Origin of the sequence: Celeribacter sp. (assembly GCF_048270365.1) — a bacterium.
GTDB lineage: Bacteria > Pseudomonadota > Alphaproteobacteria > Rhodobacterales > Rhodobacteraceae > Celeribacter.
Genome location: NZ_JBLWTA010000002.1, coordinates 309,292 through 323,239 on the forward strand (window position 1 = coordinate 309,292; position 13,948 = coordinate 323,239).

At 59.9% G+C, this 13,948-nt stretch carries 14 protein-coding genes; 8 read left to right on the plus strand and 6 right to left on the minus strand.

What is annotated here, in order from left to right:
- Positions 1-70 precede the first annotated feature (70 nt).
- Entirely contained in the window at positions 71-3,430 is a 3,360-nt protein-coding gene (gene carB, locus ACN0X0_RS04195) for a carbamoyl-phosphate synthase large subunit (protein ID WP_417278138.1), read from the plus strand.
- 329 nt (positions 3,431-3,759) lie between these two features.
- Complete coding sequence (locus ACN0X0_RS04200; protein ID WP_417278139.1) at positions 3,760-5,079, plus strand: DEAD/DEAH box helicase; 1,320 nt, start codon at positions 3,760-3,762, stop codon at positions 5,077-5,079.
- A 62-nt stretch (positions 5,080-5,141) separates the two neighbouring features.
- Here ACN0X0_RS04200 and ACN0X0_RS04205 read toward each other — a convergent pair whose 3' ends face one another.
- Positions 5,142-5,600, minus strand: a complete 459-nt coding sequence (locus tag ACN0X0_RS04205) for a hypothetical protein (RefSeq protein WP_417262644.1) — start codon at positions 5,598-5,600, stop codon at positions 5,142-5,144.
- A 371-nt stretch (positions 5,601-5,971) separates the two neighbouring features.
- Between ACN0X0_RS04205 and ACN0X0_RS04210 the strand changes: the two genes are divergently transcribed.
- Positions 5,972-6,553 (plus strand): thymidine kinase, encoded by a 582-nt coding sequence (locus ACN0X0_RS04210; protein WP_226549037.1) that lies wholly within the window; start codon positions 5,972-5,974, stop codon positions 6,551-6,553.
- Between the two features lie 15 nt (positions 6,554-6,568).
- On the opposite strand, the gene ACN0X0_RS04215 is transcribed toward ACN0X0_RS04210, so the two are convergent.
- The 4 genes from ACN0X0_RS04215 to ACN0X0_RS04230 form a co-directional block, all read right to left on the minus strand.
- Positions 6,569-6,922, minus strand: a complete 354-nt coding sequence (locus ACN0X0_RS04215; RefSeq protein ID WP_417278140.1) for a tRNA-binding protein — start codon at positions 6,920-6,922, stop codon at positions 6,569-6,571.
- Positions 6,919-7,728, minus strand: coding sequence for a pyrroline-5-carboxylate reductase (proC, locus tag ACN0X0_RS04220; protein WP_417278227.1), 810 nt, complete (start codon positions 7,726-7,728; stop codon positions 6,919-6,921). Before proC ends, ACN0X0_RS04215 begins: the two co-directional genes overlap by 4 nt.
- Before the next feature lie 84 nt (positions 7,729-7,812).
- A complete protein-coding gene (locus tag ACN0X0_RS04225) occupies positions 7,813-8,313 on the minus strand; it encodes a YbjN domain-containing protein (RefSeq protein ID WP_226549033.1) in 501 nt (166 codons plus the stop codon).
- Positions 8,314-8,617: 304 nt separating this feature from the next.
- On the minus strand, positions 8,618-8,866 hold the full coding sequence (locus ACN0X0_RS04230; RefSeq protein WP_417278141.1) for an accessory factor UbiK family protein: 249 nt from the start codon (positions 8,864-8,866) through the stop codon (positions 8,618-8,620).
- A 101-nt stretch (positions 8,867-8,967) separates the two neighbouring features.
- Between ACN0X0_RS04230 and lgt the strand changes: the two genes are divergently transcribed.
- The 5 genes from lgt (at position 8,968) to ACN0X0_RS04255 (ending at position 13,198) form a co-directional block, all read left to right on the plus strand.
- A complete protein-coding gene (gene lgt, locus ACN0X0_RS04235; protein ID WP_417278228.1) occupies positions 8,968-9,849 on the plus strand; it encodes a prolipoprotein diacylglyceryl transferase in 882 nt (293 codons plus the stop codon).
- A complete protein-coding gene (locus ACN0X0_RS04240) occupies positions 9,846-10,919 on the plus strand; it encodes a class I SAM-dependent methyltransferase (RefSeq protein WP_417278142.1) in 1,074 nt (357 codons plus the stop codon). The genes lgt and ACN0X0_RS04240 overlap by 4 nt, the downstream gene beginning before the upstream one ends.
- A gap of 5 nt (positions 10,920-10,924) precedes the next feature.
- Positions 10,925-11,683 (plus strand): peptidoglycan editing factor PgeF, encoded by a 759-nt coding sequence (gene pgeF / locus ACN0X0_RS04245; protein WP_417278143.1) that lies wholly within the window; start codon positions 10,925-10,927, stop codon positions 11,681-11,683.
- Between the two features lie 305 nt (positions 11,684-11,988).
- Positions 11,989-12,138 (plus strand): hypothetical protein, encoded by a 150-nt coding sequence (locus ACN0X0_RS04250; RefSeq protein ID WP_417278144.1) that lies wholly within the window; start codon positions 11,989-11,991, stop codon positions 12,136-12,138.
- 208 nt (positions 12,139-12,346) lie between these two features.
- Complete coding sequence (locus ACN0X0_RS04255; protein ID WP_417278145.1) at positions 12,347-13,198, plus strand: Hint domain-containing protein; 852 nt, start codon at positions 12,347-12,349, stop codon at positions 13,196-13,198.
- 105 nt (positions 13,199-13,303) lie between these two features.
- Here ACN0X0_RS04255 and ACN0X0_RS04260 read toward each other — a convergent pair whose 3' ends face one another.
- Positions 13,304-13,804: an Lrp/AsnC family transcriptional regulator gene (locus ACN0X0_RS04260; protein ID WP_417262587.1), complete on the minus strand. Its 501-nt coding sequence runs from the start codon at positions 13,802-13,804 to the stop codon at positions 13,304-13,306.
- Positions 13,805-13,948 lie beyond the last annotated feature (144 nt).

Below are 13,948 nucleotides of genomic sequence, written 5' to 3' on the forward strand. Positions count from 1 at the left end.
CCCACGACAATTTGCGCGCGCCCTGCTAAAGAGCGCGCGAAAGCTGCTCAAACATATTCCGGGGTCTGCCATGCCGAAGAGAACCGATATTTCCTCCATCATGATCATTGGTGCGGGGCCGATCATCATCGGGCAAGCCTGTGAATTCGACTATTCCGGTGCGCAGGCCTGTAAAGCGCTCAAGGAAGAGGGCTACCGGGTCATTCTGGTGAACTCCAACCCGGCGACGATCATGACCGATCCGGACATGGCGGATGCGACCTATATCGAGCCGATCACGCCGGAAGTCGTCGCCAAGATCATCGAGAAAGAGCGTCCCGATGCGCTTTTGCCCACCATGGGCGGCCAGACCGGTCTCAACACCTCGCTAGCGCTCGCCGACATGGGTGTTCTCGAGAAATTCAACGTCGAACTCATTGGCGCGAAACGCGAAGCCATTGAAATGGCAGAAGATCGCAAACTGTTCCGCGAGGCGATGGACCGTCTCGGCATCGAGAACCCGAAAGCCGACATCGTCGCCGCGCCGAAGCTTGAAAGCGGCAAATACGACATCGGTGCGGGCATGAAGATCGCGATGGATGCGCTGGAGCACATCGGCCTTCCGGCGATCATCCGCCCGGCCTTTACGCTTGGTGGCACCGGTGGTGGCGTGGCTTACAACCGCGACGACTATGAGAAAATCTGTCGCTCGGGTCTTGAGGCCTCTCCTGTGGCGCAGATCCTCGTCGATGAATCGCTTCTGGGTTGGAAAGAATATGAGATGGAGGTGGTGCGCGACACCGCCGACAACGCCATCATCGTCTGTTCCATCGAGAACGTCGATCCGATGGGTGTGCACACCGGCGACTCGGTCACCGTGGCCCCTGCGCTCACGCTCACCGACAAAGAATATCAGATCATGCGGACGCATTCGATCAACGTGCTGCGCGAGATCGGCGTCGAAACCGGCGGCTCCAACGTGCAATGGGCTGTGAATCCGGTCGATGGCCGTATGGTTGTGATCGAGATGAACCCGCGCGTGTCGCGCTCTTCCGCTCTGGCGTCGAAAGCCACAGGTTTCCCGATTGCAAAAATCGCCGCGAAACTCGCCGTGGGCTATACGCTCGACGAGCTGGACAACGACATCACCAAGGTGACGCCGGCCTCTTTCGAGCCGACCATCGACTATGTCGTCACGAAAATTCCGAAATTCGCGTTTGAGAAATTCCCCGGCTCCGAGCCGAACCTCACCACCGCGATGAAATCCGTGGGCGAGGTCATGGCGATTGGCCGGACCTTCCACGAGTCGATGCAAAAAGCGCTGTCCTCGATGGAATCGGGCCTCACCGGCTTTGACGAGATCGAGCTGCCGGAAATGCCGAAGACCTCCGATATTGTCGAGGCCGACGGCTCCGCGACGACCCTGCCGCGCATCCTTTTGGGCGCCGATGAGGCCGCGCAGCAGAAGATCGACAAATCCGTCACCCGTGAGCTGGCCAAAGCCACGCCGGATCGTCTCCGTGTGATTGCCCAAGCCATGCGCTTTGGCTTCTCTGACGAGGAAATCCAGGAGATCAACAGCTTCGATCCGTGGTTCCTCGCCCGTATCCGCGAAATTCTCGTGGCCGAGGCCGAGGTCAAACGCGATGGCCTGCCGGTTACCGAAGAAGGCCTGCGCAAGCTCAAGATGATGGGCTTCACCGACGCGCGTCTGGCGAAACTGACAGGCCGCGACGAGGCCAATGTGCGCCGCGCGCGCCGCAACCTTGGCGTCACCGCCGTGTTCAAACGCATCGACACCTGTGCCGCCGAATTCGAGGCGCAAACGCCCTATATGTATTCCACCTACGAGGCCCCGATGATGGGCGACGTGGAATGCGAGGCGCGGCCTTCGGATCGCAAGAAAGTCGTCATTCTGGGCGGTGGTCCGAACCGGATCGGCCAGGGCATCGAGTTCGATTACTGCTGCTGTCATGCCTGTTTCTCGCTGACCGAACAGGGCTACGAGACGATCATGATCAACTGTAACCCGGAGACCGTGTCGACCGACTACGACACCTCCGATCGTCTGTATTTCGAGCCGCTGACCTTTGAACACGTCATGGAAATCCTGCGTGTCGAACAAGAAAACGGCACGCTCCACGGCGTCATCGTTCAGTTCGGCGGTCAAACGCCGCTGAAGCTCGCGAACGCGCTTGAGGCCGAAGGCATTCCGATCCTCGGCACCACGCCGGACGCGATTGATCTGGCCGAAGACCGCGAGCGGTTCCAGGACCTCGTCAACCGTCTGGAGCTGAAACAGCCGACCAACGGCATCGCTTCCACCGACGCGGAAGCCATTGAAATCGCGGCAGGTATCGGCTTCCCGCTGGTGATCCGCCCGTCCTACGTGTTGGGTGGTCGTGCGATGGAAATCGTCCGCGATATGGAGCAGCTCAAGCGCTACATCTCCTCTGCCGTGGTCGTCTCTGGCGACAGCCCGGTTCTTTTGGACCACTACCTCTCCGGCGCCACCGAGATTGACGTCGATGCGCTTTGCGATGGTGAGAAAGTCCACGTCGCGGGCATTATGCAGCACATCGAGGAAGCGGGCGTCCACTCCGGCGACAGCGCCTGTTCCCTGCCGCCCTACTCGCTCAAGCCCGAGATCATCGAAGAGCTGAAACGTCAGACCGAAGCACTGGCGCTTGAACTCAACGTCGTGGGTCTCATGAACGTGCAATTCGCGGTCAAGGACGACGTGATCTTCCTCATCGAGGTCAACCCGCGTGCCTCCCGGACCGTGCCGTTCGTCGCAAAGGCCGTGAACAGCCCCATCGCCTCCATCGCCGCGCGCGTCATGGCGGGTGAAAAGCTCGACACCTTCGATCTGGTCGCGCCTGAGGGCACGGGGCGTTTCGCCGTGAAAGAGGCCGTCCTGCCCTTTGCCCGTTTCCCGGGTGTGGACACGATCCTTGGCCCGGAAATGCGTTCGACCGGCGAGGTCATGGGCGCGGACAAGAGCTTTGCGCGCGCGTTTTTGAAGGCGCAAATGGGCGCCGGCACCGATCTGCCGCGCTCGGGCAAGGTGTTTTTGTCGGTGAAAAACTACGACAAGAAACCGAAGATGGTCGAAGCGATGCAAACGCTTGTCGATCTGGGTTTTGAGATCGTCGCGACCCGTGGCACGGCGAAGTTCCTGAAAGAACATGACATCGAAAGCCAGATTGTGAACAAGGTTTACGAGGGCCGTCCGAACATCGTCGACATGATGAAAAACGGCGAGATCGCATTGGTTCTGAACACGACCGAAGGCAATCAAGCCGTTGAAGATTCGCGTGAAATTCGCTCCGTCGCGCTCTACGACAAGATCCCCTATTTCACCACCGCCGCCGCCTCTCATGCCGCCGCCATGGCGATCAAGGCGCGCGAAGAGGGTGAGATCGAGGTGTTGAGCCTTCAGGACGTTTGAGCGTCGGAGCCTTAAAAGACTTAAGAAACGCCCCGTGATTGCGGGGCGTTTTTTGTTGCAGCGCGGCAAATCCCTTGACTTCTCCGCCGCTCTGCCCCATGTGAGCGACATTCCTACCCCGTGCTGCCGCGTGAGCAGCCGCGTTTGACGCGCCGGGTGGAAGATCGGGTGTGCTCTGAGCCGCCCAAAGGTTCCCAACATCACGCAAGGGGTCCGGCGGAAAGACGGGGTGGGCATATGGCACGCTCCGGAGACCTTTTCCGCGACCAACCAAGTGCCCGCGGGATGCGGGTGCGTCTAGCGTGTGGGTTTCCCACCAAAGGACAGATATGACTGATTTTTCCATGCTCGGCCTCAAGCCGAAGCTGCTCGATGTTTTGAAAGAGATCGGCATCGAGACCCCGACCCCCATTCAAGCCCGCGCCATTCCCGAAGTGATGCAGGGTCGCGATGTGATGGGTCTGGCGCAGACCGGGACGGGCAAGACGCTCGCCTTTGGCCTGCCGCTCATGCACATGTGTTACAGCGATGGCTCGAAACCCGCGCCGAAAACCGTGCGCGCGCTGATTCTGGCGCCGACCCGCGAGTTGGTGAACCAGATCGCCGACGGGCTGTTCCCCTTCATCAAAGGTTCGCATCTCAAGCTCAACCGCGTCGTCGGCGGTGTGTCGATCAATGCCCAGATCAACCGTCTTGATCGCGGCACCGATATTCTCGTCGCCACGCCGGGCCGTTTGATGGACCTGATCGACCGCAAGGCGGTGCGTTTGGATGAGACGACCTTCCTCGTGCTGGACGAGGCCGACCAGATGCTCGACATGGGGTTCATCCATGCGCTCAGAAAACTGGTGCCGATGCTGGCGAAAGAACGCCAGACCATGCTGTTCTCCGCCACCATGTCGAAGGACATGAACGAGATCGCGAAAAGCTACCTGACCTCGCCGATCCGCATCGAGGTGTCGCCTCCGGGCAAGGCGGCCGACAAGATCGACCAGGAAGTACACTTCATCCCGCAGCCGGACAAATACGAGCTGTTGAAAGAGCTGCTCTGTGACCATGCCGACGAATTGGCTCTGGTGTTTTCCCGCACCAAACACGGGGCGGAGCGGATGGCAAAGAACCTCGTGCGTGACGGATTCGAAGCGGGCGCGATTCACGGCAACAAATCGCAAGGTCAGCGCGAGCGCACCCTGGCGGAAGCGAAATCCGGTAAGATCAAAGTGCTGGTGGCGACCGATGTGGCCGCACGCGGGATCGACATTCCGGCGGTGCGTCACGTCTATAACTACGAGCTACCGAATGTGCCGGAGAACTTTGTGCACCGTATCGGACGCACGGCGCGCGCAGGCCGCGACGGCAAGGCTGTGGCCTTCTGTTCGCCGACCGAATTGGATGATTTTCGCGCCATCGAGAAGGTGATGAAGATTCGTATTCCGATTGCGACTCCGGCCTCTTGGGCCGCCGACGGAATGAAGGCGGAGCCGAAACCCAAACCGCAAGGCGGTCGTCGTCGTGGCGGCGGAAATGGTGGCGGCGCTCCGCGTGGCGCCAATGCGGGCGGCAAACCGCGCGCGAAACAGGGCGGAAACCCAGCCGGAAAGCCGGGTGGCGCAAAAGGCCGCCCCTCCCGGCAAAGACGCCGCGGCTAAAGTGAAAGCATAAAAAAGGCGGCTCTAAAGGCCGCCTTTTCTATTTTTGGATCAATCACTTATCAGGTGGCTTCCTGCTCAAGGTGCAGCTTCATGTTGATCAGCACCTGTTGCAGTTCGAGCGTCTCTCGCAGCAAGCGCTTGGCCTCGTTGATGGTGATGATCCCATCCTCGATCGCATCTGTGTATTCGGCCATCAGCATGGCGAAACGTTGCGAGAGGGCAACCACATCGGTGTTCACCCCACCCTGTTTCGGATGCTCGTTGCGGGTCGCGTCATAAGACAGCGCGATGCCTTTCAATTCTCCCAAAGCAGAGGTCACATGCGGATAGCCCGCCGCCGCTTCCAGTTGGGCGACGGCATCGACCGGAATAAAGCGGTCGGAATGCTCATCCGCCGTCGAATAATAGCGCCCGAGCGTGGCCTTGGACTTACCGGTCAGAGCGCAGGCTGCCTCCAAACCGACATCTTTCACCAGCGCTTCGGTGTGTTTCTTAAGATAGTTCCCTGCAGCATCCATTATTCGTGTCCCAACCCCTTACGTCGTCCATCCCATGGGGAATTCCATAAACCATTTCCCATTAAATTCCCGATTTTCGCATGACATACAAGCATATACCTGTTGTTGCGGGCGTTAGAGAGTATTCGATGCAAACACGCATCGGGTCGGGTGGGAGCGTTTTTCGAGAAAACAGGTTTATAGTTTGGTCCCGGCACCCTCATCCCCTTTGCCGTCAGGCAAACGCCGGCCATGGTCACGAGTTTTTCTCAGGCTTCCACCCGTTAGTTTCCCGCAACACAGCCGCTGAGCGGCACGTTTTTCGTATTCCTGGAGTTTCGCACGCATTGCCCGCTTGATCCCAGCCTATGTGATCTGGCACAGAACGGCGCATGGCAAAGCTCTATTTTCAATACTCGACCATGAACGCGGGCAAATCGACTCTGCTGCTTCAGGCGTCTTACAACTACCGTGAACGCGGGATGGACACCTATCTCATTACCGCGAAACTTGATGACCGCGCAGGCGCGGGGCGCATCGCCAGCCGGATTGGCATCGGCGATGAGGCAGACACGTTTGAAGAAAACGAAGATATGTTCGCCAAGATCGAGGCACGTCTCAAAGACGGCCCTCTGGCCTGTATTTTCATCGACGAAGCGCAGTTTCTGACCAAGGACCAGGTTTGGCAGTTGGCGCGCGTGGTCGATGATCTGAAGGTGCCGGTGATGGCCTACGGGTTGCGCGTCGATTTTCAGGGCAACCTCTTCCCGGGATCCGCCGCGCTTTTGGCGCTGGCCGATGAGATGCGCGAAGTGCGCACGATTTGTCATTGCGGAAAAAAGGCCACCATGGTGGTGCGTATGTCGGAGAACGGCATGGTGCTGACCGAGGGCGCGCAGGTCGATATTGGTGGCAATGAGCGTTATGTGTCACTTTGCCGCAAGCATTGGCGCGAGGCGACTGGGGGCTGCTAAGCCCCCAATCAGGCCTTAATGCATTCGCCCGCCATTCGGCACCGAGAGACCCGGCTGCGCCAGAACAATCGCCCCCTCGGCATCAGGGAAGCCCAAAACCAGCACCTCCGACATGAACCGCCCGATCTGACGTGGCGGGAAATTCACCACGGCCATGACCTGTTGCCCGACCAAGGTTTCAGGCGTGTAATGCACGGTGATCTGGGCCGAGGATTTCTTTTCGCCGATCTCCGGGCCGAAATCGATCCAGAGCTTGATCGCCGGTTTGCGGGCCTCCGGATAGGGTTCCGCGCGGACCACTGTGCCCGCGCGAATATCGACTTTCAAAAAGTCGTCAAACCCGATCTCGGCGGTTTTCTCACCGCTCATGCCAACTCCTCGTCACGCTTGATCGCGGCCTCGACGGCGCGCTCCAAGAGCACAGGGAAGCCAGTTTCCTCATCCATCAACACGCGCAGCGCCTCGGCGGTCACGCCGCCCGGCGAGGTCACATTGATGCGCAGCTGTGCCGGGCTTTCATCGGAGGTTTCCGCCAGCTGACCTGCGCCGCCGACAGTGGCCTTGGCCAGTTGCATCGCCATCTCTGGTGTCAAACCGGCCTTTTCGCCTGCCACGGCCATCGCCTCGATCAGGTGGAACACATAGGCCGGACCGCAGCCGGAGATCGCCATGAGAGGCCGGATTTGCGCCTCCGTTTCGAGGCGCACCACCTGCCCCACCGCTTGCAACAGGCTGTCGGCCAAATCGACATCGGCTTCGCTCGCCATGGCATTGCCGACGATCCCGGTGATGCCGCGCCCGATGGCGGCCGGCGTGTTGGGCATGGCGCGCACGATGGGGGTTTTATCGCCCAGCATCTCTTCATAGCGCGCCATGGTGATCCCGGCGGCGACGGTCAGGAACACGGTCGTGCCATTGCCGAGCTTTTGCAGCGACGGCAGCGCATCGCCCATCATCTGCGGCTTGACCGCGACGAGAACGATCGCCGGATTGTCCGGCAGTGCCGCGTTCAGATTCACGCCGGTGCCTTGCAGCCACTCTGACGGCGTCGGATCGAGCACGGTCACCGAGCTGGGCGGCAGACCGCCGTCGAGCCAGCCCTTGAGCATTGCTGAGCCCATTTTCCCACAGCCCAACAGCACCAGACCACGTGTTTTCAGATCATCCATGCTCATCCCTTTCGTCACGAAAAATGCCCTCTGAATCAGAGGGCACTTTATCAATCATCCATCTGCGTGCAACGCGGCGGCGTCTTGCAATTATGCGCGCCCATAGGCCTCGCGGATCGCAACATCCATCGCCTCTTCGGGCGAACGATCAGACCAGGCAGCCAGTTGGAAGGCCGGGTAGAACCGCTCGGCGGCCCCCACCGCGGAGCCGATCAGGCGATCCACCTGTTCCGCGCCTGCGATTTGACCGCCCGACAGCACGAGGCCGTAACGGTAGACCATGAGCTGTTGTTCGGGCCAGAAGGTGAAAGCGCCGGTCCAGATTTGGTCGTTGGCGCGGTTCAGGATTTCGTAGATCTGCGGCAACTTTTCAGCCGGCGGTTCCATCTCGAAGGTGCAGATCAGCCGCAGGGTCTCGTCGAAATCGGACCAGGCCAGCGTGATCGAATAGGTGCGCCACTGACCTTCGACCGCCATGGCGATCTGATCGTCGGCGACACGGTCGAATTCCCAGTCATTGTGCTCGCAAAGATGCTCACACAGATCGATCGGGTGAATTTCGGTAGAAAAGCTCTGCTCAATAAGCGACATACACGGGCCTCGTCTGTTTTGCGTCTGTCGTGGCGCAGCGACATCCCCCCTTTGTGACATCACGGTGGCTTCCACTAAGACTTGGTGCCTGCTCTAAGGGTCGGCGTGTGCAGCACCTTCCCTTACTAGATATGGTGTGACGAAAGCACCGAATCTGTAAAGCGAAATATTTATGTTATCCCCATCAATCGACAGCCATCCACAGGATGCCTGTCTTTTCCACATCCTCACAAAGCCAGCTGTGGACAGAAAAAAAGCCCCCTGAACGGGAGCTTTTCGGGCACTTTTGAAACGGCTTGACCGATCAGGCTTTTATCTTGGCCTCAAGCGCCTCAAGGCGCTTTTTCAGCTCTTCGTTCTCTTCGCGCGCCTTTTGCGCCATGCCGCGCACGGCGTCGAATTCTTCGCGGGTGACGAAATCGCGATCCGCCAACCAGCGGTCGACAAGGCTTTTCATCGCGGTTTCCGCCTCGTCCTTGGCGCCTTGGGCCACACCCATGGCGTTGGTCATGAGTTGCGAGAAGTCATCAAGGATCTTGTTGCGGGTCTGCATGGCGGCCTCCGGCGCAGTCGTGAATGTCTGTGATCTATATGGGGCGGGAAAGCGCAAATCGCAAGGTTGACTTCCGCCGCGCCCTGACGACAGTTGCGCGCATGTTGAATTTGACCCCTGCCGTGCTGAATTTTCCCGACCTCTCCCCGGTGATCTTCGAGATCAATCTGGGGCCGATCAACTTTGCGCTGCATTGGTATGCGCTCGCTTATATCGGCGGCTTTCTGGTCGGGTGGTTCCTGATCCTGCGCGCGCTCAAGGCCACCCGGCTTTGGGCCGATGGCACCGCGCCGATGAGCAAGGCAGAGTTCGAAGACCTGCTGACATGGCTCATTCTGGGCGTCATTGTCGGCGGGCGGCTTGGCTCCGTGCTGCTCTATAATCCCGGCTATTATCTCAGCCACCCGTGGGAAATCCCGATGGTGTGGAAAGGCGGCATGGCCTTTCATGGTGGGTTCTTGGGCGTTGTGATTGCGGCTCTGATCTGGGGGCGCAAACACAATAAGCCCTTGTTGTCGCTGGGTGATCTCTTGGCGATGGCCACGCCTCCGGGGCTTTTGCTCGGGCGGCTCGCGAATTTCGTCAATGCCGAGCTTTGGGGCAAGCCTTGGGATGGGCCTTGGGCGGTGATTTTTCCGGGCATGGACGCGCAGGCCTGCGCCAATGTCGGTCCGGTCTGCGCCCGCCACCCCTCGCAGCTTTATGAAGCGGGGATGGAGGGGCTGATTCTCGGCGCGCTGATCCTCGCCCTCGTCTGGTTCACCGGCATCTTGAAACGCCCCGGCTTCGTCATGGGGCTGTTCTTTGCGGGCTACGGCCTGTCGCGTTTCATCGTTGAGTTCTTTCGCCAAGCGGATGCGCAATTCATCACCGCCTCCAACCCCACCGGATCCGTTTTCCTCGGGATGCAGATGGGTCAGCTTCTGTCCCTGCCGATGATCCTCTTGGGCCTGTTCTTCATGCTCAGAGCCAAGAAAGCATGACCGCGCTCAAAGACATTCTCACCCGCCGGATCGCTCAAACCGGGCCGATCTCGCTTGCCGATTATATGTCGGAGTGCCTGCTGCACCCGGAGTACGGCTATTACACCACGCGCGATCCTCTAGGCGCGGCGGGGGATTTCACCACCGCGCCGGAAATCAGTCAGATGTTCGGCGAGCTTTTGGGGCTGTGTCTGGCGCAAAGCTGGCTGGCCCTAGGCGCGCCCGCGCCCTTTACGCTGGCCGAGATTGGCCCCGGTCGCGGCACCTTGATGGCCGACATTCTGCGCGCCACTAGGCGTGTGCCGGGGTTTCATGATGCGATGCGGGTGCATCTGATTGAGGCCTCCCCCACGCTGCGCGCCGCGCAAAAGGAGCGTCTTGCGGGTTATGAGGTCACATGGTGCGATCATATGGCGGAGCTGCCCGATACGCCATTGTGGGTAATCGCCAACGAGTTTTTCGACGCGCTGCCGATCCGGCAATTCACCCGCAAGGGGGAGGGCTGGGCCGAAACGCAGGTCGGGCTGAAAGACGGTGCGCTGACGCTGGGCCTCTCGGCGCCCACGCCGCTGGCCGAACTGGCGCCTCGACTCGACGACACGACAGACGGCGATGTGGTCGAAACCTGCCCCAGTGCAGCGCCCGTCGTCACCGAGATCGCCCAGCGGATCGCCGACCACGGCGGCGCTGCGATCTTTGTCGATTATGGTGACTGGCGCTCTTTGGGCGATACGTTCCAAGCGCTCGAGGCCCATGAGATGGTCGACCCCCTCGCCCGCCCCGGTCAGGCCGATCTGACTGCGCATGTGGATTTCGAGGCGCTGGCGCAGACCGCACAAACCGCAGGCGCCGTCCCGTCTCAGATGATCCCGCAAGGGATGCTTTTGGCGCGCTTGGGCATCTCAGAACGCGCAGAGGCACTTGCCACAAAACTGAGCGGCGAAGCTTTGGAAAGCCACGCCCGCGCATTTGACCGGTTGACCTCGCCCGCAGAAATGGGAACCCTTTTCAAAGCGCTGGCCCTCGCCCCCAGCCCGGATAAAATGCCCCCAGGATTCGACGCGGGATAAGACATATGAACCTCGAAATCATCACCTCTGACGCGCTGGACGGCATTCAGCACGGGTTCTTCACCCGCAAGGGCGGCGCCTCGTCGGGGGTGTTTGGCGGGCTCAACTGTGGGCTTGGATCGACGGATCAAGCCGACATCGTCAAGATCAATCGCAGCCGGGCCGCAAGCGCGCTCGGGCTGACATATGACGATCTCTGCGCCGCGCATCAGGTGCATTCCGCCGATGTCGCCCGTGTCACCGGACCGCAAGACGGAGCAGCGCCGAAATGCGACGCGCTGGTCACCGATCAGCCGGGGTTGGCGCTTGTGATCCTGACCGCCGATTGCCAGCCGGTGCTCTTCGCCGATCCGAAAGCCGGAGTCATCGGCGCGGCGCATGCCGGCTGGAAAGGTGCGATTGGCGGGGTTCTTGAGGCGACGATTGAAGAGATGGAAGCCTTGGGCGCCCATCGCGCGGACATCACCGCCATCATCGGCCCGTCGATTTCGCAACGCGCCTATGAGGTGGGGCCTGAATTCCTTGAGGATTTCATCGCGGATACGCCCGACAACGCCCGCTTCTTTGCCAATGGTGAGGGGGATCGCTATCAGTTCGACCTGCCGGCTTACGGTCTGCACCGTTTGCGTCAGGCGGGTGTCGGTCAGGCTGAATGGACCCGGCATTGCACCTATTCCGACCCGGAGCGGTTCTATTCCTACCGTCGTTCGGTGCATCGCAAAGAGGCCGATTACGGGCGACTCATTTCTCTGATCCGCCTCTGAGGCCAGTTTGCAGCACTTGCTGTTTTGGGCAGGAATGCGGCGCAAACCTGCCCCATTTTCGCCAGAAACAATCCTGCGACTTGCGCACCATTGTTTTTCGAAAACAGAAATTAACCTTAATTTTCTTAAGGTTAATGTGCCCGAGAGCCCTCCCCACAGGTGCCCACAAAATCGGACGCGTCCTCCGTCGATTTTTCACCCCAGTCGCCGCATTTTCGCCGAAGGCCCGGGGCATATTGTTCTCAAGTCAGAAACAGGCACCGAAACAGTGCAGGAAATGTGAGAGCCGCGCCATGAAAGCCAGCATGAAAAAACGCCGTTGGATGACATCCATGATCTCTGAAGCGAAAAAGACCGAGGTCGAGATGCCTTGGAGCCGTGGCGCCCGTCGTGCCGCCTTCATCGCAAAGAAATCTGCTCCGGCCGCCAAATTCCAACTGCGCGCCTCGGCCTGAACGATTCGAAGCTGGTAGGCTTCGTGACGTGAGAGCGCCACAATAGCGGCACATTCCGCCGCAGGCCGGAAACAAAGCAAGAGCGGACAGGTCGACTGGTTCCGCCCTTAACCGTAATTCGATAAAATTTTTGACAATCCACCTCGTTTCCTGTGATCAAAGATCCACTGTTTTTCGGTGGGGGCCGACACAGTCACGAGGCTTTTCCATGTCGCAGCCCCTTTCCGGCCCGCACGCGCACGTCAACAACGCCGCTGCAGGCCTGCCCAGAACAGGGCAAGGCTATCTTCAGCCCAGCCCCTCCGTTCAAACGGCATGGACCGTGCGCCGGGCGCGCCCTCAGGATCATCTTCACGAACGTCAGAACCACGCGCTGCGCCGCTATGAAATCCTCTGGCGCGCGCCCAATGGCGACATTCGCGACGACACGTTGAACGCGCCGGCCCTGCCATTGTTCGAGGCGGCGTTCAACGCCTTTGCCCGTGGCGCGCTGATCCCGACGCCGCAAGGGCCTGTTGCCATTGAAGATTTGTTGCCGGGCGACCTGATCGAAACCGTGGACAATGGGGTGCAATGTGTCGAGTGGATCGGCGCGATGATGTTGGACCCGAAAGGCACGCGCAGCCCGGAGGCCAAGCCCGAGCGGCTCTATCGGATCATGGCGGATGCCTTCGGGCTGGGCCGCCCTGCCCCCGATCTGATGCTTGGGGCCGGTGCGCGATCTTTGCTGCGGGCGGATGCGTTGAAATCTACCTATGGCACCTCTCAAGCCATGGCCCCGGTGCCAAGCCTCGTCGATGGCATGTCCGTGATCGAGGTGACGCCGATTTCGTCTGTGCGCAGCTATCACATCGGCCTTGCCCGCCACAGCCTTATGCGCGTCAATGGCGTCGAGCTTGAGAGCTATCATCCGGGCACCGCGGCCGCCGGTCAGTTGCATGGCGATCTGCGTGGGCGGTTCATGGAGATGTTCCCGCATCTCGAAACTCTGGGCGATTTCGGCGCGATGGCGCAGCTGCGCCTGACGCCCACGGATATGCTGGAACTGACGTTCCGCTAACCTGTTCAGCCGACCGATGAGATGTCCCTCCATCGGGCATCCACAAAAAAACGGCCCTGAAGGCGGGCCGTTTTTATATCTGCGAGATGATTTTAGCCACTCAGTTCAGGCGTTTTGCGCCAGCCGCGCTTCGAGCACCTCGAAGGGCACGCCGGGTTCGTCTTTCGCGCCGCGGATCACCAGAGAGGTCTTCACACTCGCGACATTTTCCGTCGACAGCAACTCGCCGGTCAGAAAGCTTTGGAAGGTCGAGAGGTCCGGCGCCACGCATTTGAGGATGAAATCCACCTCGCCATTCAGCATGTGGCATTCGCGCACAAGCGGCCATTCCTGGCATTTCGCCTCGAATTTCGACAGATCGACCTCGGCCTGACTTTGCAGACCGACCATGGCGAAGACCTGCACTTCAAAGTTCAGCGCGCGGGCATCGACCACGGCGTGATAGCCCTTGATATAGCCGCTCTCTTCCAAGGTGCGCACCCGACGCAAACAGGGCGGCGCGGAAATGCCGACGCGTTTCGCCAGCTCCACGTTGGTCATGCGACCGTCTGCCTGCAATTCGGCCAAAATTTTGCGATCAATCTCGTCGAGTTTATGAGAGGGCATCTGTTTTCCCGAAGCCTTGGCCGAAACGGCGTAAATTCCAACAAATGCGCAAAGCGGTCTCTGCGCGCAACATTCTTTCTCATTTTAGCAAGAAAGTTTCAAGAGCATTTCGCACGGGTCAGGTGCCCTACGCCAATCCGCGCT

Coding starts and splice junctions, on each gene's coding strand:
- carB (WP_417278138.1), top strand. CDS start 71: ATGCCGAAGAGAACCGATATTTCCTCCATCATGATCATTGGTGCGGGG.
- ACN0X0_RS04200 (WP_417278139.1), top strand. CDS start 3,760: ATGACTGATTTTTCCATGCTCGGCCTCAAGCCGAAGCTGCTCGATGTT.
- ACN0X0_RS04205 (WP_417262644.1), bottom strand. CDS start 5,600: ATGGATGCTGCAGGGAACTATCTTAAGAAACACACCGAAGCGCTGGTG.
- ACN0X0_RS04210 (WP_226549037.1), top strand. CDS start 5,972: ATGGCAAAGCTCTATTTTCAATACTCGACCATGAACGCGGGCAAATCG.
- ACN0X0_RS04215 (WP_417278140.1), bottom strand. CDS start 6,922: ATGAGCGGTGAGAAAACCGCCGAGATCGGGTTTGACGACTTTTTGAAA.
- proC (WP_417278227.1), bottom strand. CDS start 7,728: ATGAGCATGGATGATCTGAAAACACGTGGTCTGGTGCTGTTGGGCTGT.
- ACN0X0_RS04225 (WP_226549033.1), bottom strand. CDS start 8,313: ATGTCGCTTATTGAGCAGAGCTTTTCTACCGAAATTCACCCGATCGAT.
- ACN0X0_RS04230 (WP_417278141.1), bottom strand. CDS start 8,866: ATGCAGACCCGCAACAAGATCCTTGATGACTTCTCGCAACTCATGACC.
- lgt (WP_417278228.1), top strand. CDS start 8,968: ATGTTGAATTTGACCCCTGCCGTGCTGAATTTTCCCGACCTCTCCCCG.
- ACN0X0_RS04240 (WP_417278142.1), top strand. CDS start 9,846: ATGACCGCGCTCAAAGACATTCTCACCCGCCGGATCGCTCAAACCGGG.
- pgeF (WP_417278143.1), top strand. CDS start 10,925: ATGAACCTCGAAATCATCACCTCTGACGCGCTGGACGGCATTCAGCAC.
- ACN0X0_RS04250 (WP_417278144.1), top strand. CDS start 11,989: ATGAAAAAACGCCGTTGGATGACATCCATGATCTCTGAAGCGAAAAAG.
- ACN0X0_RS04255 (WP_417278145.1), top strand. CDS start 12,347: ATGTCGCAGCCCCTTTCCGGCCCGCACGCGCACGTCAACAACGCCGCT.
- ACN0X0_RS04260 (WP_417262587.1), bottom strand. CDS start 13,804: ATGCCCTCTCATAAACTCGACGAGATTGATCGCAAAATTTTGGCCGAA.